Consider the following 20,538-nt stretch of genomic DNA (forward strand, 5'->3'; position numbering starts at 1 on the left):
GCCTCGCGGTGTAGGCCTTCTACTACAAGCGCCGTAGGACTTGGCTCAAACAGCTGGTTTTATATCCAGTATTTGCGAGCCGTTGGCGCTCTCCGCATCAGCAGAATCGATAAAGGGGTCGGTGGACAAAAAAAGCAGCTCCGTTAGGTTGAAGGCCTCTCCTCAGGAAGGAGAGTTCTTAAATCAACGGAGTGGAAAAAATGAACCAACCACAGACTCAACCCGTATTACGCCATGGTCGCATTACGTCCCCTAAAAGCCGCGGTGCGGTCGCCATGGAGCTGGGGCTGCTGGGGGACTGGCAAGTCAACGAAATGGAAGGCGGCAAGAACTTCCCGTCGTTGACCGCCGGCCCGTTCCCGGCGCCGTATCAAACCGACACCGCCAGTGACGTGCCACCTGCCGACGGTCATATCCTGAGCGGCGGCAAAGTGGATCAGCGTGATTGCGTCAACTTCACCAACGAAGAACTGAGCCGGCAACTGGACCGCCCGGTCGCCTGGCCGCTGCTGAACGTCGATCCGGGCCAGATTTTCAAAGTCACCTGGAAATACACAGCACCCCACGTCACCCGTGGCTACAGCTGGTTCATCACCAAGGATGGCTGGGATCCGAAACAGCGCATCAGCCGTGCACAGCTGGAGCCGAAATCGTTCGCCGACGATTTCTACACCCAGGTCCCGTATTACAGCCACTCGGCTGAGATGGTGGCCAAGGTCAACCACGAAGTGAAACTGCCGGCCAACAAAAAAGGCCATCACGTGATCGTGCTGGTGTGGATCGTGGCCAACACTGGCAACGCCTTCTACCAAGCGTTCGACGTGGACTTCAAGTAAGCCCGACGCGTTTACCCTCCACACGTTCTGAAGGAATAGAACATGTCTACATTCGACTTTACGTTATTGAAATCCACCGTCAGCGATGCCGCTTCGTTGATGCCGACCATTGCCGGCAAAAAGATCCTCATGGGCTTCTGGCACAACTGGCCAGCGGGGCCGAGTGACGGTTACCAGCGTGGCCAGTTCGCCAACATCGCACTGCAAGATGTACCGAAGGATTACAACGTGGTGGCCGTGGCCTTCATGAAGGGCAATGGCATCCCGACCTTCAAGCCTTACAACCTGTCCGACGCCGAATTCCGCCGCCAGGTCGGCGTGCTCAACAGTCAGGGCCGGGCGGTGCTGATTTCCCTCGGTGGCGCCGACGCGCATATCGAGCTGCACAAAGGCAATGAACAACCACTGGCCAATGAAATCATCCGCCTGGTGGAAACCTATGGCTTTGATGGGCTGGACATCGATCTTGAACAGAGCGCGATTGATTTCGCCGACAACAAGACCGTCCTGCCTGCCGCGCTGAAACTGGTCAAGGATCATTACGCCGGTGAGGGCAAACACTTCATCATCAGCATGGCGCCGGAATTCCCGTACCTGACCACCGCCGGCAAATACGTCGGTTACATTCAGGCCCTGGAAGGCTATTACGACTTCATCGCCCCGCAGTATTACAACCAGGGCGGTGACGGGATCTGGGTGCAGGAAGCCAATAACGGTAATGGCGCATGGATTGCCCAGAACAACGACGCGATGAAAGAGGACTTCCTGTTTTACCTGACCGAAAGTCTGGTGAGCGGCACTCGCGGGTTCACCAAGATCCCGGCGGACAAATTCGTGATCGGCCTGCCCGCCAACGTCGACGCGGCAGCCACCGGTTACGTGATCAACCCGGCAGCCGTGGTGAACGCCTTCAAGCGTCTCGACGCCAAGGGGCTGTCGATCAAGGGCCTGATGACCTGGTCGGTGAACTGGGACAATGGTGTCAACAAGGACCACGTGCCCTACAACTGGGAGTTCAGTCGTCGTTACGGGCCGTTGATCAACGGCAAGCGACTCGCTTCCCACGAGGAAGAACTCGCGGCGCCTGAAGCCGCCAACCAGCGCTAATAAGAAGCCCGGCAGAGATGCCGGGCTTTTTGATTTTGGTCTACCATGCGCGTCCGCTTACGGAAAAGGATGCGTTGTGATGGCGAATACAGCCGATCGGGTCAACATCATCGAAACTCAGATGCTGTCCGACAACTGGTATGTGCTCAAGAAATTCACCTTCGACTATCTGCGAAACAACGGCGAGTGGCAGCGCCAGACTCGCGAGGTCTATGACCGTGGCAATGGCGCGGCGATTCTGTTGTTCAACCGCGAAAAGCGAACCGTGGTGCTGACGCGCCAGTTTCGCTTGCCGGTGTTCGTCAACGGTCACGATGGCTTGCTGATCGAAGTGGCGGCCGGATTACTTGAGGGCGCCGACCCCGAAGAACGCATCCGGGCGGAAGCCGAAGAGGAAACCGGCTATCGCGTGCACCATGTGCAAAAGGTATTCGAGTCCTACATGAGCCCCGGCTCGGTCACTGAAAAACTGCACTTCTTCATCGCCGAATATGACGCAGCGTCGAAAGTCAGCGATGGCGGTGGGCTGGAGGAAGAGACCGAAGAGCTGGAAGTGCTGGAGTGGCAGTTTGATGAGGCGCTTGAGGCGTTTTATCGCGGTGAGATCTGCGATGCGAAGACCATCATGCTGCTGCAATACGCGGCGATGAAAAACATCTTCGCCGCTACCTGAGCAGACTGGGCTTTTGTGGCGAGGGGGCTTGCCCCCGTTGGGCTGCGAAGCGGTCCCAAAACCTGGCACCGCGACTCTTCAGATATTCCGCATAATCGGGTTTACGGCCGCTGCGCAGCCGAACGGGGGCAAGCCCCCTCGCCACAAAGGCTGCGGGTGAATCCAGTCAGAACAGCTCGCCCGTCCGGCTAGCCCCGGACCACTCGCAACCTTCCAGCGTCAGCAACCGCTCCTTCGCCTCGAGCCCTCCGGCAAACCCCGTCAATTTCCCCGATGCACCGATCACTCGATGGCACGGCGCCACAATCGAGATCGGGTTCTTGCCATTCGCCGCACCCACCGCGCGAACCGCGCTTGGATTACCGATCTGCTCGGCAATCTCGCTGTAGCTGCGGGTTTCGCCGAACGGGATGGTCAGCAGTGCCTGCCAGACCTTTTTCTGAAAGTCCGTCCCGGCAAAATCCAGCTCCAGGTCGAACCGGTTTCGCGTGCCGGCAAAATATTCCTGCAACTGTTGGACGGCCCGTTTCAGGATCGGGTTGTCCGCCGCCTCAGTCATCGGCCCGAGGCGTACGCGGTTCGGTTTGTCGTTTTCCCAGAGGATGGCTGCCAGTCTTGAACCGTTCGCAACCAGCTTCAACTCGCCGACCGGGGAGGCCATGGTGGTGAAGGTATAACTCATGCTGGCGAACTCCGAAAACGGTTGAACAGAGGGCAAGCATACTGCCTCGCCGGGGAGGCGCAATACGCAATCCCAGCCATACTGGCTACTGCTCTTGAAGCGTTCCCTCTGTTCTGTACAGAGCCAAAAAACAAAAAAGAGACCGAATCATGAAGTTCGAACCTTTTGCCAAAACGCTGGTGGCGACCTCGTTGGCGCTCAGCTGCCTCAGTGCCTACGCGGCCTCCGTGGCGCCGGTTGCAGCCGAAAACGGCATGGTGGTCACGGCCCAGCACCTGGCCACGCATGTGGGCGTGGATGAATTGAAGAACGGCGGCAACGCCGTGGATGCCGCGGTTGCGGTGGCCTATGCTCTGGCGGTGGTTTATCCCGCGGCGGGCAACCTGGGCGGCGGCGGTTTCATGACCATTCAACTGGCGGACGGGCGCAAGACCTTCCTCGATTTCCGCGAAAAAGCGCCGTTGGCCGCTACGGCGAACATGTATCTGGACAAGGACGGCAACGTCGTCCCGGACCTGAGCACCCGTGGCCACCTGGCCGTTGGCGTGCCGGGCACGGTGTCCGGGATGGAGCTGGCCCTGAGCAAATACGGGACCAAACCGCGCAAGGAAGTGATTGCCCCGGCGATCAAACTGGCTGAAGACGGTTTCGAGCTGGAGCAGGGCGATGTCGATCTGCTGGAGTACGCCACCGACGTGTTCAAAAAGGACATGCGCGATTCGGGCTCGATTTTCCTGAATAAGGGCGAGCCGATGCAGGTCGGGCAGACATTGGTGCAAAAAGACTTGGGCAAAACCCTGCGGGAAATCTCCGAAAAGGGCGCTGACGGTTTCTATAAAGGGTGGGTGGCCGACGCCATCGTCACCTCCAGCCAGGCCAACAAAGGCATCATCACCCAGGCTGACCTCGACAAGTACAAGACCCGCGAACTGGCGCCGGTGGAGTGCGATTATCGCGGCTACCACGTGGTCTCGGCGCCACCGCCAAGCTCCGGTGGGGTGGTGATCTGCGAGATCATGAACATCCTCGACGGTTACCCGATGAAGGACTTGGGTTATCACTCGGCCCAGGGCATGCACTACCAGATCGAAGCGATGCGCCACGCCTATGTGGACCGCAACAGCTACCTCGGTGACCCGGATTTCGTGAAAAATCCGCTCGACCACCTGCTGGACAAAAACTACGCCACCAAACTGCGCGCTGCGATCCAGCCGCAAAAGGCCGGTGTGTCCAAGGAGATCAAACCCGGCGTAGCACCGCATGAGGGCAGCAACACCACGCATTTCTCCATCGTCGACAAATGGGGCAACGCGGTGTCGATGACCTACACCCTCAACGACTGGTTCGGCGCAGGCGTCATGGCCAGCAAGACCGGGGTGATCCTCAACGACGAGATGGACGATTTCACCTCGAAAATCGGCGTGCCGAACATGTATGGCCTGGTCCAGGGTGAAGCCAACGCCATCGCCCCCGGCAAGGCGCCGCTGTCGTCCATGAGCCCGACCATCGTCACCAAGGACGGCAAAGTGGTGATGGTCGTGGGTACTCCGGGCGGTAGTCGCATCATTACCGCAACGCTGCTGACCATCCTCAACGTGATCGACTACGGCATGAACATCCAGGAAGCGGTGGACGCGCCGCGTTTCCACCAGCAGTGGTTGCCGGAAGAGACCAACCTGGAGACCTTCACCACCAGCCCGGATACGGTGAAACTGCTCGAAAGCTGGGGGCATAAATTCGCCGGGCCGCAGGACGCCAACCATGTGGCGGCCATCCTGGTAGGCGCGCCTTCACTGGGCGGCAAACCGGTGGGCAAAAACCGCTACTATGGCGCGAATGATCCGCGCCGCAATACCGGTTTGTCGCTGGGCTACTGAGGCTCTTGAAAAGGACTGAAAAAGGGGACGGATTTATTTTCCGTCCCTTATTCATCCGCCTTGGTGACGATGTTATCCGCCTCATCCACCTGATAAGGCACATGCGCTTCCACGCCATCCTTGCCGGTATGCGCCACGACATTCTTGTAACGCTTGCCGTTCCAGCAGCGGAAAATCAGCGTCGCGTTCTCGCCGCCGGTCAGGGTCGAACCCAGGCTGCCAATCAGCTTGCTGCGTGCGCCGCCCACCAGAATGCTGTTCCTGCCCGCCGTCAACACGCTTTTATCGCCGCCCATCAACGTACAGTCATCACCTGCCGTGAGCTTGCTGCGATCACCCGCCGTGAGGTGACTGTTGCTGCCCGCCAATAGCTTGCTGCGGTCGCCGGCGATTTGCGTGCTGTCCTTGCCGGCGATCAATTTGCTGCGATCGCCTGCGGTCTGGATGCTCCCGGCACCGGCAATGAGCGTGCTGCGATAACCGGCGGTCTGGGAACTGTCCTTGCCCGCAATCAGCATGCTTTTGTGCCCGGCGATTTGCGTGCTGTCGGGGCCGGCGATCAGGGAGCTTTGATGACTGGCGATCTGGTTGCTGCCGTAGCCGGCGGTCAGCGTGCTTTCGTAACCGGCGGTTTGCGAGCTGCCGTATCCGGCTGTCAATACGCTGCGCAAGCCGCTGATCAGCGTGCTGCCGTAGCCCGCCGTGAGGAAGCTGCGGATGCCGGAGGTCAAGCTGCTGCCGTAGCCGGCGATCAACGAACTGTCCTGGCCCGCGGTTTCCGTGCTGCCATAACCGGCGGTGAGGGAGCTGTTGTCCTGGGCGGTGAGGGTACTGCCGTAGCCCGCCGTCAATGTGCTGCTGTAACCGGCGGTTTGCGTGCTGCCGTACCCGGCGATCAGCGAACTTTCGTAGCCGGCGGTTTCGGTGCTGCCATAGCCGGCGGTGAGGGAGCTGTTGTCCTGCGCCGTGAGGGTGCTGCCGTATCCGGCCGTGAGGGTGCTTTCGTAGCCAGCGGTTTGCGTGCTGCCGTACCCGGCGATCAGCGAACTGTCGCTGCCGGCGGTTTCAGTACTGCCATACCCGGCGGTCAGTTCGCTACTTTCCCGAGCGGTAAGCGTGCTGCCATAGCCTGCGGTCAGGGTGCTTTTATAACCGGCCGTCTCCGTGCTGCCATACCCGGCGGTGAGCGAGCTGTGTTCCCGGGCGGTGAGGGTGCTGCCGTAGCCTGCTGTCAGCGTGCTGTCGTGACCGGCGGTTTGGGTGCTGCCGTAGCCGGCGATCAGCGAACTTTCATGCCCGGCGGTTTCCGTGGTGCCGTAACCCGCCGTGAGGGAACTGCCATCCTGAGCGGTTTGGGTGCTGCCATAGCCCGCCGTCAACGTGCTGTCGTACCCGGCGGTTTGCGTGCTGCCATACCCGGCGATCAACGAACTGTCACTGCCAGCGGTTTCGGTGCTGCCATAACCGGCGGTGAGGGAGCTGCTTTCCTGGGCCGTGAGCGTGCTGCCATAGCCGGCGGTGAGGCTGCTTTGATAGCCGGCAGTCTGCGTCGTGCCGTAACCGGCGATCAACGAGCTACCGTGCCCGGCGGTTTCAGTGCTGCCATAGCCTGCCGTAAGAGAGCTGCTGTCCTGCGCGGTCTGGGTGCTGCCGTAGCCCGCCGTCAGCGTGCTTTCGTAACCGGCGGTTTGTGTGCTGCCGTAACCGGCGATCAGCGAACTGTCGTGCCCGGCGGTGGCGGTGCTGCCATAGCCGGCGGTGAGTGAACTGCTTTCCTGAGCGGTCTGCGTGGTGCCATAACCTGCGGTCAGCGTACTTTCGTGGCCGGCGGTCTGGGTGCTGCCGTAACCGGCGATCAACGAACTTTCCGCTCCGGCGGTGGCGGTGCTGCCGTATCCCGCTGTGAGTGAACTGCTTTCCTGAGCCGTCTGGGTACTGCCGTATCCAGCGGTCAGCGTACTTTCGTGCCCGGCAGTCTGGGTGCTGCCGTAACCGGCGATCAACGAACTTTCCGGCCCGGCCGTGCCCGTACTGCCGTAGCCGGCGGTGAGGGCGCTGCTGTCCTGGGCGGTTTGGGTGGTGCCGTAGCCCGCCGTCAGCGTGCTGTCCTGACCTGCTGTTTGCGTGCTGCCATAACCGGCGATCAAGGAGCTTTCCGCTCCGGCGGTTTCAGTGCTGCCATAGCCCGCCGTGAGGGCGCTGCCATCCTTGGCGGTCTGCGTACTGCCGTAACCTGCGGTCAACGAGCTGTCGCGTCCCGCCGTTGCCGTGCTGCCATAACCGGCGATGAGGGTGCTGTCGTCCTGGGCGGTTTGCGTGCTGCCGTAATCGGCGGTCAGGGTGCTTTTCTGGCCGGCAATCTGGGTGCTGCCATAGCCGGCGATGAGCGCGCTGTCGTTGCCGGCCATCTCCGTGCTGCCATAGCCGGCGGTCAACGAACTGCTGTCGGCGGCGGTCAAGGTGCTGCCGTAACCGGCAATCAACGAACTCTGGCCGCCCGCCGTTTCAGTGCTGCCGTAGCCCGCCAGCAAATAACTTTGATGCCCGCCGGTCAGGGTGCTGCCATAAACCGCCGTTTCGAACTTTTGCGAAGCATCAACTTTTGCGCCGATACCGGAAGGACTGTAACCCTGCGCCCGGCGACTTTCGAATTCGCGGTTTAAGGGTGTCTTGGGTAATTCACCGGATGCTTCAATTGAAGGTGTATTGGCCGTTTGATAACTATCAATATTCTGCAGAATGTAATTAATCGCGCTTTCTTGGGTGCCGGTGTGAACAACTTCCGCTTCCGGAAACTTGATCATGCCGTCTTCTTCAAGTTTGATAATGTGATCGATATTAACTTCGCACACAATCCATCGGGCATCGGCGCGCAGACTTAGCTGAGTAGAAGAACCCTCGCCCCACAACAGCCCGACCAGACCGTTCTCGAGCTTTCTGCTGGGCTGCCAGTGCTTGCACACCAGGGGGCCGGATTCAGGCCAGACTTGGCCAGCGTGGTCCGACATGTCATTGGCACACGTGCGCAAGACCAGGACTTTGTTGTCATTCATATCAAGTGTACTCAATGGATATAACCGCATCAGCGGGAATCAGGATTGTAAGTGTCCATCCCGTTCAAAAAGAACGATCAGTTGATTACTCACAGTCACTGGCTGAAATCCATTGATAGCCAGCGGCAAAGCCGCAGCCCTGTTATTAAACAGGTCACAGTCCTGGCGAAACTTCTCGATATCGATGATTCACCCTAAAGCAAAGTATCAATATTGCCTACACTTATTGTGGTGGTTATTGAAATGATATTGCTCGTTACAATAGCGCAACAAATTAATGTCAGGGTGGATGTGGTTTAATGCTTTTTTAATTCAAATTAGCGGCGGTGGGGAACCTGCGTGGCTCTGAAACGGCGCTGTTCTATACGAACGCGTTTTACGGCATTATCGACGGCACGCGATCCTCGCTCGGCCCTCAGGGACCCGGTAGCGTCCCCCCTTAATCTGATGGATTACTTTAAGGCTCCCTGCCATGACCACCGCACTGCTGATCATCGACGTCCAACACGCCCTGTGCACTGGCGAGTACGAATGCTTCGACATCCAACGCGTCATTGCGAACATCAATAGCCTGAGCGCCAAGGCCAGGGAAACCGGGGGCCCGGTGGTCCTGATCCAGCACGAAGAAAAGGGCGACTTGCTGCAACACGGCTCCGAAGGTTGGCAGTTGGCCGCCAGCCTGGAGACTTCCCCGCAGGACCTGCGCGTGCGCAAGACCACCCGGGATTCGTTTTACAAGACCCACCTGCAAGCCTTGCTGCAAGACCAGGGCACTGACCGGCTGATCATCTGCGGCCTGCAAACCGACTATTGCGTCAACGCCACCGTGCGCCAGGCCCTGAACCTGAGCTATGACGTGGTACTCGCCAGCGACGCGCATTCCACCGTCGACAACGGCAACCTCGCCGCCGAAGACATCATCGCCGAACACAACGCCGACCTCGCACACCTGACCGGCCCCGTGGCACGGATCGACGTCCTGCCCACCGCCGAAATCCGCGTTTAGCCCGCGTCCGCGTTCAACCAGAAATCAGCCGTGGCGACTCATGATTGTCGACTTGCGGCCGATGGTTAGTGCTCGCGCCAGAGCGCGAGACACGTTTGTCTTCCAGAATCGAAAAGTGGACTGATCACAATGACCGGAGCTGTCACGAAACACCTCAAACTCGCCTGTCTGTTGCTGGCGACCACCGCGCTATTCGGCTGCGCAACCAGCCGTTCGGTGGTGGACATCACCACGCCGCCAGCGGCCAATGGCAATGGCCAGAAAGTGTTCATCAGCGTGCTGGACGAGCGCCGCTTCGAACTCAAGCCTGAGCTTCCGGAGACCCCATCCCTCAAGGAAGGCGAGATCAACGATAAATCCATCACCGAGCGCGCCATTGCCCGTAAACGCAACGGCTACGGTAAGGGACTGGGCGACGTATTGCTGCCTGAAGGCACCCGACTCAGCGACCTTGTCGCCAAAAGCATCGCCGCGGCGTACGGCCAGGCGGGTTACCGGGTCGTGCCGAGCAGCGAAAAAACCGTCGATACCCAAGCGGTCACCGTGCACGTTATCGAATTCTGGTCGTGGATGTCCCCGGGCTTCTTCACCGTCGGCGTGAACAATAAAGTGCACTTGAAAGTCGACACCGGCACCTCGGCGAAACCGATCGAGATCTTTGGTCAGAACCGCGAAGGCGTGCAGACCGTGACCGACAACGACTGGAAACAAAGCACCGAACAAGCGCTGAAAACCGTCACTGACACCATGGCCAAGAATCTGTAAGCCATGGGCTAAACGAAACGGGCGCCCAAAGGGCGCCTGTTTTCATTAACGTCAGTGCTCATCTGAAGAATGGAATCTGCCCGTGCCTCTCACGTTTTCTCCTGTCATCGTCATCGCCTTGCTGTTAGCAGTGTCCGGCGTATCCCACGCCAGCAGCTTCGACTGCACCAGCGCCGCCAGCCCCAGCGAAAAAGCCATTTGCGCCGACGCTTACACCTCCAACCTGGATAAAAAACTGGGCGAACTGTGGAGCGCCACGTTGCCGAAAGTCGCTGATCCCAAAGCGCTGAAGACCGACCAGCGCCAGTGGCTGAAGCAGCGCAATCTGTGCGCGGATGACCTCTCTTGCCTGCGGCAGAAGTATCAAATGCGCATCACCGAACTGGGCTACATGGCCACGCCGTTTTCGTGGGATGCCACTTGGCAGATGATTCCGTGGGGCGTAGCGAACGATGGCGAGTTGAAGACCCGGCGTAAAGATTCGACCCACATCACGTTCAATGTCCTGGCTGCCAACGGCGCCAATATGGGCAATCTGGACGGTGTCGCTACCCTCGAAGGCACGACGGCGCATTACGCCGAGGGCGATTGTGCGCTGACCTTCATCGCCATGAATGGCGTGCTGGATGTCAATCAGCAGGGCAGTGACTCGGAATGCGGTGCCGGGATGGGCGTGTTTTATGCCGGACGATACGTGGCATCGGAACAGTCTCTGCCGTTGGAAGACGATTTGCTCAGCGTCGGATTGGTGCGCACTCAGCAGGAAGACGACGCGCTGCGCACATTGCTCAAGGACGACTACCGGCGGTTGGTCGAGAGCAGCAGTTCTCGGACCAAGGGTGACGCATCCAGCGATGTGCCGGGCGCCGAAGTCGATGAAATGTGGGTACGCGGGCTCGGCGGTATCAACGCTTCAATTTTCATGCGCGCCACCGACTCACGCTTCTGGCTGGTGTTGATCGTGAGCGATTCGAAGGGCAATCTTCGCGCCCGTTACTACACCAACGTACCAGGCTGGAAAGGGCGACTGCCCGAAACACTCCAGCGTTGGTATGACAAACGAGCGGCCGCCGGGTCCTTGCCGCTGGACCAGATGCCCTAGCGAGGGGCGTACTGCTGGACCCTGTAGGAGCGAAGCTTGCTCGCGAAGGCGGCGTGTCAGTCGGCATCTTCGTCGTTGACACACCGCCTTCGCGGGCAAGCCTCGCTCCTACATTTGTTTTGCGTCGTTCACACAATTGGCAGCCAACACCAATCCCTGTAGGAGCGAAGCTTGCTCGCGAAGGCGGCGTGTCAGTCGGCATCTTCGTCGTTGACACACCGCCTTCGCGGGCAAGCCTCGCTCCTACATTTGTTTTGCGTCGTTCACACAATTGGCAGCCAACACCAATCCCTGTAGGAGCGAAGCTTGCTCGCGAAGGCGGCGTGTCAGTCGGCATCTTCGTCGTTGACACACCGCCTTCGCGGGCAAGCCTCGCTCCTACATTTGTTTTGCGTCGTTCACACAATTGGCAGCCAACACCAATCCCTGTAGGAGCAAAGCTTGCTCGCGAAGGCGTCAAGCCTGACACACCGCGTTTTCGTTCATCGCGAGCAAGCTTTGCTCCTACGATTAAGGCGTGGTGTCTGACATACGGCGTTATCGTTCTTCGCGGGCAAGCCTCGCGCCTGCCTTGCGCAGCCGCCCCCCAAATCACGTCGCAAACATCAACCCGCCAATCGCCCCAACCCGCTCCGGCACCACACCCCCCAGCACCAACCGGGTAATCGTCGCCGCCGCATTCCGGTAATCCCCATCCTCCGGCAGCTGCCTCCCGGTGATATGGGCCATCTGCCAACCCAGATTGGTGTAGGTGCGCGTCGCCGACCAGATAAACAACATCAGATGTTCAGGATCCACCGGCGCCAACAGCCCGCGCTCAATCCAGCTGCGCAGGCACTCGACATTGCGCTGCGCCTCGGCATACAGCAAATCCCGACACTCCCCGGGCAACTGCCGTCCCCCGAGCAACAACTCGCCACTGAACACCTTGGCAATGTGCGGATGCTCCCGCGCAATGCGAATCCGCGCCGCAATGTAGGCCTGCAAGCCCTCCACCGGATCATCGCTCTCGCGCAACATCGCCGACGCCTCCAGCAAAGGCTCGACAAACCCGAGCAACACCTTGGCGTAGAGGTTTTCCTTGGTCTGGAAGTAGTAATACAGATTCGCCTTCGGCAACCCCGCGCGCGCGGCGATGTCCCGGGTCTGGGTGGCGTCGAAACCCTTGGCGGCAAATTCTTCGCTGGCGGCGGCCAGGATCAGGTGCTGATTGCGTTGGCGAATGCTGGTCATGAAGACGGAACGAAGGAAGAGGGCATGAGGGGCATCTTGGAAAATCGGTTTCGTAATATACAAAACTATACAGCGAATGAGCTAGAGGCGGTTCGTCCGAGGCTGCCTAATTGAAAAGGGCGTTCCGTGAGCGGTTGCCTAAACTTAATGGGGCTTCGGCTTCTGGCTTGATAGTCGATCATCACCCGCCGACAGGTGCACCCCACGGTCCACCCCCTATCCGGAGGCATTCCCATGAAAATTGTCGTCATCGGCGGAACTGGCCTGATTGGCACCCAGCTCTGCCATAACCTGCGCCAGCGCGGACATGACGTGCTGGCCGGCTCACCCAGCACCGGCCTCAACGCCCTGACCGGTGAAGGCTTCCAAACGGCACTGGCCGGCGCCGAGGTGGTCGTCGACGTCGCCAACTCGCCTTCATTCGAAGACGCCGCCGTGCTGGAGTTCTTCAAGACCTCGGGCCACAACCTGTTTGCAGCCGAGAAGGCTGCCGGGGTCAAGCACCATGTGGCCCTGTCCGTCGTCGGCATTGAAATGATGCTCGACAGCGGCTACTTCCGCGCCAAGATGGCCCAGGAAGAACTGATCAAGGCCTCGGGCATTCCCTACTCGATCCTGCGGGCTACACAATTCTTCGAATTCATCGGCGCCATCGCCCAATCCGGCAACGAGGGCGACACCACCCGCTTGCCCGCCGCCGACCTGCAACCGATCGCCTCGGGCGACGTCGCGGAAGCACTGGCCGACATCGCCGAACAACCGCCCACCCGGGAGACACAGGAAGTGGCCGGTCCTGACCGGGAGCCAATCGCCTCATTCGTCAAAACCTGGCTGAAACACAACAACGATCCGCGCGAGGTGATCGCGGACGCCGAAGCCACCTATTTCGGCGCAGCCATCGACGACGAGTCACTGACCCCCAGTGTCGATTCGATCATCGGCAAGACCCACTTTGACACCTGGCTCAAGAACACCTAGCGGGCGGGGCGGGTGGTGACTCCAGGCAACGGATCGCCCCCCATTCTTTAGCTAACTCCGACGAGGAACGCCTCATGAACCTGCATCCTCTCTTCGCCTTACTGCCACTGTTGTGCACCGGACTGACAATGGCCGCCCCAGCGCCACCGGTGGTCAAACCCGTGATGGAACAGGCACTGGCCGACTACCCTGGAAAAGAAGTACTGATGATCACCGTGGAATACCCGCCAGGCGGCGCCGATCCGGTGCATCGGCACGACGCGCATGGCTTCATCTATGTGCTCGAAGGCTCTATCGTCATGGGCGTAAAGGGCGGCAAGGAAGTGACGCTGATGCCGGGGCAGAGCTTTCATGAAGGGCCTGAAGACGTGCACACGGTGGGGCGCAATGCGAGTCAGGACAAGCCGGCGAAGTTTTTGGTGTTTTTGTTGAAGGAGAAGGGGAAGCCAGCGGTGATTCCGGTTGATTGATTTGGATCACTGTCTGTCAGAAAAAACAGCGTGCCGACCTATTTAAATAGATCGGTCACCTGTTGATGATCTTTGATTTCGTTTAAAATCATTTCGCTTTATCTAATCTGATCTATCAAGGATGTAAAAATGAAAGTAACTGACCAAAATGGAATTAGCGCGATTGTTTCTCTCTTAGTAAATAAGCATGGTGCAAAGCAAAATCCTATCGACCATGGCAATCAATATGTCTCTAAAACAGAATTGAAATGTAATATTTTCAATACTGGGACAATTTCTATTCAAAATGCCAAGGCAGATCCAGGTTTGGAAAAAGAGATAATTAGCATTGTGGGGATGTGGCAGTAGGCTCAAAGCACACAATAAAAAGGGAGCGTAAGCTCCCTTTTTTATAGGTTCCGCCCCGCTCGTAGTAATGAAATAAATGGGTGTAGATCTATTTAAATAAATCTGTCGCCTTATGTTTTTATGCATTTTAAAGGTAGTTAAGAAATATAGGCGTCCCATTTCACCCCGCGCATTACTAAACGTCCGGTTACCTTTGACAGTAGTGCAAGCAGGCGAGCAAGACCTGCGGCAGGATCGTCAAATCGAAGGTAAGGATTGGAGCCCTCTTGGCGAAATAGTAGTCCCTCGTTTTTAATAAGAATCCCCTTTGTGAGGTCCAAATAGACATCTGGCTGACCCTTGTTTGGTAGGTCAATAAGTTGGCGCTCAATGCTATCCAAAGCGGTTCCTCCGTATGTTAGGACGACGCTCAAAATTCTTGCATATGGCCAATCTTGGTCACCCAGTTGAGCACCTTCCAACGTGCTCGGCTCTAGCGTATTCACACTTTCAATATTAAGTCCGATAAGTTTTAGATCAGATGGAGTAATCTCGGTTTTGATCTCGAAAGTAGCTACAGTCCCTTCTTGAAAAATCAAGTCGTGGCCGCTAGCAAACGGTAGTCGAGGCATGGATTTTAACATCAGTACAATGTCTTGCTGTTTTGAACGGCGATCATTTGAATCGATGATCATTCCGCTCACAACGCTGGTCATTTCGGGAAGGTGAGCGGTTAGAAAATCTTGAATTAGGCGCTCCCGCGCTGACCCCGCAGTGGCAGAGTGGCGCAGCACATTAGTCATTTCATATTGAGCATTTAATGCGTTAACCGCTCCGTGACAGTATTCGACTAATGGTTTCATTTTTTTACTCTTTCTAGTTTTGTAAGATTGTTTTCTCGTTCGTTTTGCTATGGGGAAGGTCACTACATTCTAAAGGTGATTCCGCTAGATTAATGCCGCAGCTAAAGCGCCTGTAAAAATCGATCCGTCAGTGTTCCCGAGAAACACGTCTCTACCGGTCCAATGAGAAAAACAGACCCCACGCCATCCCATTGAACCGTAACGGTCCCGCCATCACATTCAACCTCGACGCAGTTGTCCAGCAAGCCCCGGCGAATGCCGTTGACCGCCGCGCCACAAGAGCAGGAGCCCGAGCCGAGCGGGATGCCACCGCCGCGCTCCCAGATGCGCAGCCGAATGTGCGTGCGGTCGATGACCTGGACGAAATGCACATTCGTTTTCAGTGGAAATAGAGCGTCGGTTTCAATGGTCGGTCCGATGGCCGCTATATCAACGGTTGTCAGATCGTCCACAAAATAAGTGCAGTGCGGATTTCCCATGCTGCACGCTGCGGGGTCGCCAGTCAGTGGCAAAACAGCCGTGTCCACTTCCTGCGCCAGGGGAATAGCCGACCAGCCGAAAAGCGGTTCTCCCATGGCGACAGAAATGGCACCCGTTGAGGTGCGTTCGCACGTGAGCAGTCCACGGTTGGTTCGCAATACTATCGAGGTCGTATTTGATTCACGCATCAGCCGATCCGCCGCCCCTCGTGTTGCGCTGCCACAGGCATCCAGCGTGGAGCCATCGGCATTCCAGAACATCAAGCGCGCGGCGGCATCATCGCAATCGAGTATGACTGCGAGTTGATTGAACCCCACTCCACGGTGCCGATCGCCCATTCGCCGTGCCAGGGCACTGGTTATTGAGAGGGGCGAATTTCGCGAGTCGACAATCACGAAATCATCACCATTGGCGTGCATTTTGTGGAAGCTCAGTGGCATGAAGAGTCCTTGGCGACGAGATAGAAGGTGAATGGACGTCCAGCCGCGATCTAGCCCCACCTGCAGGACTTTTTCAAGCGGTGACGGTATGGACGTCATCACTGCCCCTATGGCATCGTCCGATCAATACGCGATGTAGCCAACAGGATCAGAACTATGCGGGAGGGTAACGACGTCGGTGCCATGACCACACTCAACGCCTTCAACCGCTGCATCCTCCACCTCGGTCGCCTGGCCCGGGATCGCGGCGACTCGCAATTCATCGAAGACGGCCTGCACGCCTTCAGCGAACTGGTGCCGTTCGCATCCTCCTGGTGGGGCGAGATGTCGGGGTCGGACGCCGATGCGCCGCCCCAAAGCTGGATGCACGGGCGCATCAATCTGCCGCAATCGTTCGCAGCCGAATGGCACACCTGTGCGCAAATCGACAAGTTTTCCAACGACACCCTGAGCCAGCTCGGCGCGGTGGTGCGTGAAAGCGGTTACACCGACCCGAGTGAAGAAGTGAACGACTTCGCGCGGCGTCACGACCTGTATCACCCGATGTGCATCACCTTCGAATTGCCCGAAAGCGGCTTGCTGTTTTTCGTCTGCGTGTACCGTGGCGATGATGCGCCGGGGTTCAGCGACAATGAGGCCGAGTTGTTTTCTGCGTTCTGCGATCATCTGCTGCAACTGTGGCGGTTCCAGGTGCAGGACATGATTCGCTTCGACACCGGCAGCGGCGCCACTGACTTCGGTATCGCCCGACTCGACGGCAGTCTGCTGTACGTCGGCGCCAATTTGTGCGCCGCGATTCAGCGTGAATTGCCGGGGTGGAGCGGCTCGACGCTGCCGTTTGAGGTGACCGCGCAACTGGCCAAAGCGCCGTGCGTGATCCGTTTCGGTCGTTGCACGCTGACGCTGAGCCCGAACGCCGAGCATGTGATTCTGTCCCTTGAAACACAATCGCGCGGGGCGGTGCTGGCGCCTCGCGAACGCACGGCCGCGATGCTGTTTGCCGCCGGCCACTCCTACAAGGAAATCGCCAAAACCCTGGGGCTGAGCCCGGCCACCGTGCGCACGTATCTGCGTAACTGCTATTTGCAGCTTGGCGTGAAGAGCAAGGTTGAACTGGGTTCTGTCCTGCGTTCGCCGTCCCACGATACCCGGCGTATTCCCCACTAATTGCCTGACCCCTCCTCATTTGCGGAGGTCCGGATTTCGCTTGCGCGCTATAGGGTAGGCCTGCCTGCCACGGGCTGGCGCGCCAGTCTGTCCGGGCACTTCAAAAAACTATAAGAACAGAGGTGGGTCAGTGAAATTTTCCGGGCTATTTATCGCGGTGGCCGCGACCACGGCATTGGCGGGTGTGGGGTTGGTGGGGTGTCAGACCCAGGGTTCGACCGGCGCTGACATGGTGCTGCGCAACGGCTATGTCTACACCGTCGATGGCAAGAATTCGGTGCAGCAGGCGATCGCTGTCACGGGCGGCAAGATTGTGTATGTCGGCAGTGATGAAGGCGTCGCGCCCTATATCGGCAAGCAGACACAGCTGATCGATCTGGCCGGGCGCATGCTGATGCCGGGCTTCATCGACGGGCACATGCATCCGGGGGACGGCGGCCGCGCCATGACCCTGTGCGACCTGAAATACCAGACCATGACGCGCAAAGTGTTCCAGGAAACCATCCAGGCATGCCTGGATGCCGACAAGGACAAAGGCCCGGACGTGTGGCTCGAAGTCGGCAGTTGGGATCGCATGGGCATGGATGGCCTCGATGGCGATCCGGACAAATCGACTCTGGATGCGCTCAAGACTAAACGCCCGATTCAAGTCCGTTCGACAGACTTCCACACGGTGCTGACCAACTCCCGCGGCCTGGAAGTCGCCGGCATCACCAAGCAAACCCCCAACCCGAGCGACGGCAAATACGTGCGCGACAGCGCCGGCAATCCGAACGGCATCTGCGAAGACGGCGCCGCCGACACCATGGCCGCCGTGGTGCCGCCCGCCACCGACGCCGAAAAGCTGACCCAGACCCGCGCCGCGCTCGACGCCATGCGCCAGCAAGGCATCACCAGTTTCTTCGATGCCATGTCGGGGCCCGAAATGGGTAAAGCGTTCACGACCTTGCAGCAGTCGGGCGAACTGACCGCCCGGGCTTTGTTGGCAATCAAACTCGACCCGGCCGCCGCGGCCGCGGACCCGGCGAAAACCATCGCTGATGCCAAGGTTTTGGCCAACACCTACGATCAGGGCGAAGCCAAAGTCGCGCCGGGCGTGAGCATGCGTCACGTCAAAGTGTTCATGGACGGCATCATCAACGCACCGGCCGACACGGGCGCGATGTTGACGCCGTATTTGCATAACACAGGCACCGAGAAGGCGCCGAAATGGACGCCGGGCAAGAATCTCGGCGAGCTGTACTTCCCGCCGCAAGTGCTCAATCCGCTGCTGCTCAAGGCCGTTGAGGCGGGCTTCGATCCGCACCTTCACGCCACCGGCGACCGCGCGGTGCGCGATTCACTGAACGGCATCGAATACGTACGCCATCAACTGCCGGGCAATGCCTTTCGCCCGACCATTACCCACAACGAAGAAGTCGACCCGGCGGACTATCCGCGCTTCAAGGCGCTCGACGTGACGGCCAACATGTCGTTCCAGTGGGCCCAGCAAGCGCCGTCCACCGTCGATGGCACCAGCGACCACCTCGGCGCCGCGCGGTTCGCCCGCATGGAGCCATCGGGCAGCATCGCCCGGGCGGGCGGTCGCGTGGCCTATGGCAGCGACTGGCCGGTGGATCCGCTCGACGAATTCCTGGCGCTGAAAGTCGGTGTCACTCGCTCGGGTGATCCGCAGAATCCACACAGCTATGGTCCCAAGTACGCGGGCAGGCTCAACGCTGATCCGGCGCTGTCCCGGGAGGAAGTGTTGCGTACCATCACCCTGAACGCTGCCGAGCAGTTGAAGCTGGACGCGGTGGTCGGTTCTGTCGAGGTCGGCAAGTTCGCGGACCTGATCGTGCTGGACAAGAACTTCATGCAAGTGCCCGAGGCTGAGCTGGCGCGCAATAACGTGTTGCTGACCATGGTCGGGGGCAAGGTCGTGTGGGCCAAGGCGCCGTTTGTGGGTGTTACTCAGAAGAGCACAGCGCAATGATTAATGAATAACCTGTGGCGAGGGAGCTTGCTCGTGCTGGACTGCGTAGCAGGCCCCTGCTTTTTCAGGAAAAGAGCGGGGCTGCTGCGCACCTCAGCACGAGCAAGCTCGCTCGCCACAGGAAGGGTTTTAGCTCTGAAGGCCGATGTTGTTCCTCAACCCATCGCCAATCAGGACGGAGCTATGAATAGCCTCGTCACTGCTTATCCCTGTCGATTTTTGCTTTCGTATCCTGATCGATGATGTTGCGCAGAGCCTCAAAAATCGGTTGGGCACTGGTGTGTTTTTTGCCATACGCCAGATTGAACGCGTAGTCGAAGTCCGGCGGGTTCAAGCCCTGATTGTGTTGAAGCAGGGTCTCCAGTTTGTCCAGTGCCTTGACCGCCTGCGCCTCGGGGGACAACGCGTTTTCGTAGTCATCCCAGAGCGCCAATATCTCTGTTTTCAGCGCGTCATCAAGGGTGCTGGTCAAAAGCAGAAGATCGCGTCGTTCATGCTCGCTCTTGTCGGGGAACGAGGCTTGGCTGACGGCTGGAATATCGCCGTTGATGGCTTCGCCCAGATCATGAATGACACACATTTTGAGGACTTTCAAAAGGTCGAGGCTGGCCAGTTCGTCCGCGAACACAATGGCCATCAGGCACAGGCGCCAGCTATGTTCAGCCGTGCTTTCGGTGCGCCCGGAGGTGGTATGCGCACTCCTGAGTACATCCTTGAGCTTTTCCGCTTCGCGCAGAAAGTCGAGGCGTCCTTTGATTTTTTCGATGTCCATACATCCGCCCTGTAGGTTGACCGGCGCCAGACTAGGCCCGGCGAGGCGCATCGTCCACGCATAAAATATGCGCGGCCGTTCTGTCAGAGTGTTTCCACCAGACGTGCCGCCGAGCCGTCGGAGAGGGGAATGCGCGTCCAGCGACACAGGCTCTGACGGATGGGGACGAGCGCGCAATCATTGCTCCCGGTGACGAATTCCAGAGCGGGTGGGGCGAGGGCTTCGCGCCAACCCGACTCATCAAGCGCGGCCTCTGTGCTCAGTATCTCTGGCGTTGCGAAGCGCCAGAGCGACTGACCCATAAGATCGCCCAGCGGGCTGGCAAACTCGGCGGCACGAGACGGGGAGCAGGCCAGCAGACGGTGGGTCAGGTCGCAAATGAGATGAACCGGCCGCGGACTTTCCGCGACCAGTCTGGCGAGGACGCGATCGGCGGCGGAATCGAGACGAGCGGCCAGCAACCGTTCAAGTTGCTGGTGTGCGGCGCGATCCATGGCTTGTACGCCACTCTCCCATCGGGAAATCGTCGATTGGGTGACGCTGAACATCTGCGCAGCGTGGGCTTGTTTGACGCGGTGCAGCAGGCGCCATCGCCGGAGCGCAATGCCGGGCAGCGCTGGCTTCAGCAATAGGTCAGGCATTTTGGGGTCCGGTGGGCGGTGGGCGGGTCCCGCAGTTTGATGAGTGCGGGAGCGCCCTGCAAATTGGCTGGATAAATGGGCGTGCGTGAAA

At 58.8% G+C, this 20,538-nt stretch carries 18 protein-coding genes and 2 pseudogenes; 13 read left to right on the forward strand and 7 right to left on the reverse strand.

Translation table 11 applies throughout. The features are described from left to right. Positions 1-200 precede the first annotated feature (200 nt). The 3 genes and pseudogenes from ACZ89E_RS03485 to ACZ89E_RS03495 all read left to right on the forward strand — a co-directional run bounded on the left by ACZ89E_RS03485 (position 201) and on the right by ACZ89E_RS03495 (position 2,616). On the forward strand, positions 201-836 hold the full coding sequence (locus ACZ89E_RS03485; protein WP_149659892.1) for a lytic polysaccharide monooxygenase auxiliary activity family 9 protein: 636 nt from the start codon (positions 201-203) through the stop codon (positions 834-836). A 42-nt stretch (positions 837-878) separates the two neighbouring features. Beyond that, a pseudogene (locus ACZ89E_RS03490) lies at positions 879-1,880 on the forward strand (chitinase); the annotation flags it as partial. Between the two features lie 142 nt (positions 1,881-2,022). Beyond that, the gene (locus tag ACZ89E_RS03495; protein WP_463257870.1) at positions 2,023-2,616 is read left to right on the forward strand and encodes an NUDIX domain-containing protein; all 594 of its coding nucleotides are present in this window, start codon (positions 2,023-2,025) and stop codon (positions 2,614-2,616) included. Positions 2,617-2,782: 166 nt separating this feature from the next. Here the strand turns inward: ACZ89E_RS03495 and ACZ89E_RS03500 are convergent, their stop codons facing one another. Continuing rightward, complete coding sequence (locus tag ACZ89E_RS03500) at positions 2,783-3,298, reverse strand: methylated-DNA--[protein]-cysteine S-methyltransferase (protein ID WP_149659889.1); 516 nt, start codon at positions 3,296-3,298, stop codon at positions 2,783-2,785. Positions 3,299-3,447: 149 nt separating this feature from the next. On the opposite strand from ACZ89E_RS03500, the gene ggt reads away from it, so the two are divergent. Continuing rightward, positions 3,448-5,175 carry a gamma-glutamyltransferase gene (ggt, locus tag ACZ89E_RS03505; protein ID WP_149659888.1) on the forward strand — a complete coding sequence of 576 codons (1,728 nt, stop codon included), beginning with the start codon at positions 3,448-3,450 and terminating at the stop codon, positions 5,173-5,175. Between the two features lie 47 nt (positions 5,176-5,222). On the opposite strand, the pseudogene ACZ89E_RS03510 reads toward ggt, so the two are convergent. Beyond that, positions 5,223-7,751, reverse strand: a pseudogene (locus ACZ89E_RS03510) (beta strand repeat-containing protein); the annotation flags it as partial. 528 nt (positions 7,752-8,279) lie between these two features. On the opposite strand from ACZ89E_RS03510, the gene ACZ89E_RS03515 reads away from it, so the two are divergent. The 4 genes from ACZ89E_RS03515 (at position 8,280) to ACZ89E_RS03530 (ending at position 11,101) form a co-directional block, all read left to right on the forward strand. After that, positions 8,280-8,426: a hypothetical protein gene (locus tag ACZ89E_RS03515; RefSeq protein WP_476254835.1), complete on the forward strand. Its 147-nt coding sequence runs from the start codon at positions 8,280-8,282 to the stop codon at positions 8,424-8,426. A gap of 274 nt (positions 8,427-8,700) precedes the next feature. Beyond that, positions 8,701-9,234 (forward strand): cysteine hydrolase family protein, encoded by a 534-nt coding sequence (locus tag ACZ89E_RS03520; protein WP_476254836.1) that lies wholly within the window; start codon positions 8,701-8,703, stop codon positions 9,232-9,234. A gap of 129 nt (positions 9,235-9,363) precedes the next feature. After that, complete coding sequence (locus tag ACZ89E_RS03525; protein WP_149659885.1) at positions 9,364-9,999, forward strand: flagellar biosynthesis protein; 636 nt, start codon at positions 9,364-9,366, stop codon at positions 9,997-9,999. Between the two features lie 82 nt (positions 10,000-10,081). Further along, positions 10,082-11,101, forward strand: coding sequence for a lysozyme inhibitor LprI family protein (locus ACZ89E_RS03530; RefSeq protein ID WP_476254837.1), 1,020 nt, complete (start codon positions 10,082-10,084; stop codon positions 11,099-11,101). Positions 11,102-11,692: 591 nt separating this feature from the next. Here ACZ89E_RS03530 and ACZ89E_RS03535 read toward each other — a convergent pair. Beyond that, complete coding sequence (locus tag ACZ89E_RS03535; RefSeq protein WP_476254838.1) at positions 11,693-12,334, reverse strand: TetR family transcriptional regulator C-terminal domain-containing protein; 642 nt, start codon at positions 12,332-12,334, stop codon at positions 11,693-11,695. Between the two features lie 234 nt (positions 12,335-12,568). Between ACZ89E_RS03535 and ACZ89E_RS03540 the strand changes: the two genes are divergently transcribed. From ACZ89E_RS03540 to ACZ89E_RS03550, 3 genes are all read left to right on the forward strand, one after another. Next, complete coding sequence (locus tag ACZ89E_RS03540; RefSeq protein ID WP_476254839.1) at positions 12,569-13,312, forward strand: SDR family oxidoreductase; 744 nt, start codon at positions 12,569-12,571, stop codon at positions 13,310-13,312. A gap of 74 nt (positions 13,313-13,386) precedes the next feature. Continuing rightward, the gene (locus ACZ89E_RS03545; RefSeq protein ID WP_476254840.1) at positions 13,387-13,782 is read left to right on the forward strand and encodes a cupin domain-containing protein; all 396 of its coding nucleotides are present in this window, start codon (positions 13,387-13,389) and stop codon (positions 13,780-13,782) included. Between the two features lie 129 nt (positions 13,783-13,911). Further along, positions 13,912-14,130: a hypothetical protein gene (locus tag ACZ89E_RS03550; RefSeq protein WP_476254841.1), complete on the forward strand. Its 219-nt coding sequence runs from the start codon at positions 13,912-13,914 to the stop codon at positions 14,128-14,130. Positions 14,131-14,267: 137 nt separating this feature from the next. Here ACZ89E_RS03550 and ACZ89E_RS03555 read toward each other — a convergent pair whose 3' ends face one another. After that, complete coding sequence (locus ACZ89E_RS03555) at positions 14,268-14,972, reverse strand: DUF6602 domain-containing protein (RefSeq protein WP_476254842.1); 705 nt, start codon at positions 14,970-14,972, stop codon at positions 14,268-14,270. A 101-nt stretch (positions 14,973-15,073) separates the two neighbouring features. Beyond that, the gene (gene dapF / locus ACZ89E_RS03560) at positions 15,074-15,892 is read right to left on the reverse strand and encodes a diaminopimelate epimerase (RefSeq protein WP_476254843.1); all 819 of its coding nucleotides are present in this window, start codon (positions 15,890-15,892) and stop codon (positions 15,074-15,076) included. A gap of 156 nt (positions 15,893-16,048) precedes the next feature. On the opposite strand from dapF, the gene ACZ89E_RS03565 reads away from it, so the two are divergent. Beyond that, positions 16,049-17,059, forward strand: coding sequence for a helix-turn-helix transcriptional regulator (locus tag ACZ89E_RS03565; RefSeq protein WP_463257864.1), 1,011 nt, complete (start codon positions 16,049-16,051; stop codon positions 17,057-17,059). Positions 17,060-17,189: 130 nt separating this feature from the next. Then, positions 17,190-19,034, forward strand: a complete 1,845-nt coding sequence (locus tag ACZ89E_RS03570; protein WP_476254844.1) for an amidohydrolase — start codon at positions 17,190-17,192, stop codon at positions 19,032-19,034. Positions 19,035-19,230: 196 nt separating this feature from the next. Here ACZ89E_RS03570 and ACZ89E_RS03575 read toward each other — a convergent pair whose 3' ends face one another. Then, positions 19,231-19,806, reverse strand: a complete 576-nt coding sequence (locus ACZ89E_RS03575; protein WP_149659952.1) for an HD domain-containing protein — start codon at positions 19,804-19,806, stop codon at positions 19,231-19,233. Between the two features lie 83 nt (positions 19,807-19,889). Then, complete coding sequence (locus ACZ89E_RS03580) at positions 19,890-20,447, reverse strand: helix-turn-helix domain-containing protein (protein ID WP_476254845.1); 558 nt, start codon at positions 20,445-20,447, stop codon at positions 19,890-19,892. Positions 20,448-20,538 lie beyond the last annotated feature (91 nt).

The organism is Pseudomonas sp. TE3899 (assembly GCF_056279105.1).

What these genes read in the sequence shown, in the direction of transcription:
- ACZ89E_RS03485 (WP_149659892.1), top strand. Translation starts at nt 201, where the DNA reads ATGAACCAACCACAGACTCAACCCGTATTACGCCATGGTCGCATTACG.
- ACZ89E_RS03495 (WP_463257870.1), top strand. Translation starts at nt 2,023, where the DNA reads ATGGCGAATACAGCCGATCGGGTCAACATCATCGAAACTCAGATGCTG.
- ACZ89E_RS03500 (WP_149659889.1), bottom strand. Translation starts at nt 3,298, where the DNA reads ATGAGTTATACCTTCACCACCATGGCCTCCCCGGTCGGCGAGTTGAAG.
- ggt (WP_149659888.1), top strand. Translation starts at nt 3,448, where the DNA reads ATGAAGTTCGAACCTTTTGCCAAAACGCTGGTGGCGACCTCGTTGGCG.
- ACZ89E_RS03520 (WP_476254836.1), top strand. Translation starts at nt 8,701, where the DNA reads ATGACCACCGCACTGCTGATCATCGACGTCCAACACGCCCTGTGCACT.
- ACZ89E_RS03525 (WP_149659885.1), top strand. Translation starts at nt 9,364, where the DNA reads ATGACCGGAGCTGTCACGAAACACCTCAAACTCGCCTGTCTGTTGCTG.
- ACZ89E_RS03535 (WP_476254838.1), bottom strand. Translation starts at nt 12,334, where the DNA reads ATGACCAGCATTCGCCAACGCAATCAGCACCTGATCCTGGCCGCCGCC.
- ACZ89E_RS03540 (WP_476254839.1), top strand. Translation starts at nt 12,569, where the DNA reads ATGAAAATTGTCGTCATCGGCGGAACTGGCCTGATTGGCACCCAGCTC.
- ACZ89E_RS03545 (WP_476254840.1), top strand. Translation starts at nt 13,387, where the DNA reads ATGAACCTGCATCCTCTCTTCGCCTTACTGCCACTGTTGTGCACCGGA.
- ACZ89E_RS03550 (WP_476254841.1), top strand. Translation starts at nt 13,912, where the DNA reads ATGAAAGTAACTGACCAAAATGGAATTAGCGCGATTGTTTCTCTCTTA.
- ACZ89E_RS03555 (WP_476254842.1), bottom strand. Translation starts at nt 14,972, where the DNA reads ATGAAACCATTAGTCGAATACTGTCACGGAGCGGTTAACGCATTAAAT.
- dapF (WP_476254843.1), bottom strand. Translation starts at nt 15,892, where the DNA reads ATGCCACTGAGCTTCCACAAAATGCACGCCAATGGTGATGATTTCGTG.
- ACZ89E_RS03565 (WP_463257864.1), top strand. Translation starts at nt 16,049, where the DNA reads ATGCGGGAGGGTAACGACGTCGGTGCCATGACCACACTCAACGCCTTC.
- ACZ89E_RS03575 (WP_149659952.1), bottom strand. Translation starts at nt 19,806, where the DNA reads ATGGACATCGAAAAAATCAAAGGACGCCTCGACTTTCTGCGCGAAGCG.
- ACZ89E_RS03580 (WP_476254845.1), bottom strand. Translation starts at nt 20,447, where the DNA reads ATGCCTGACCTATTGCTGAAGCCAGCGCTGCCCGGCATTGCGCTCCGG.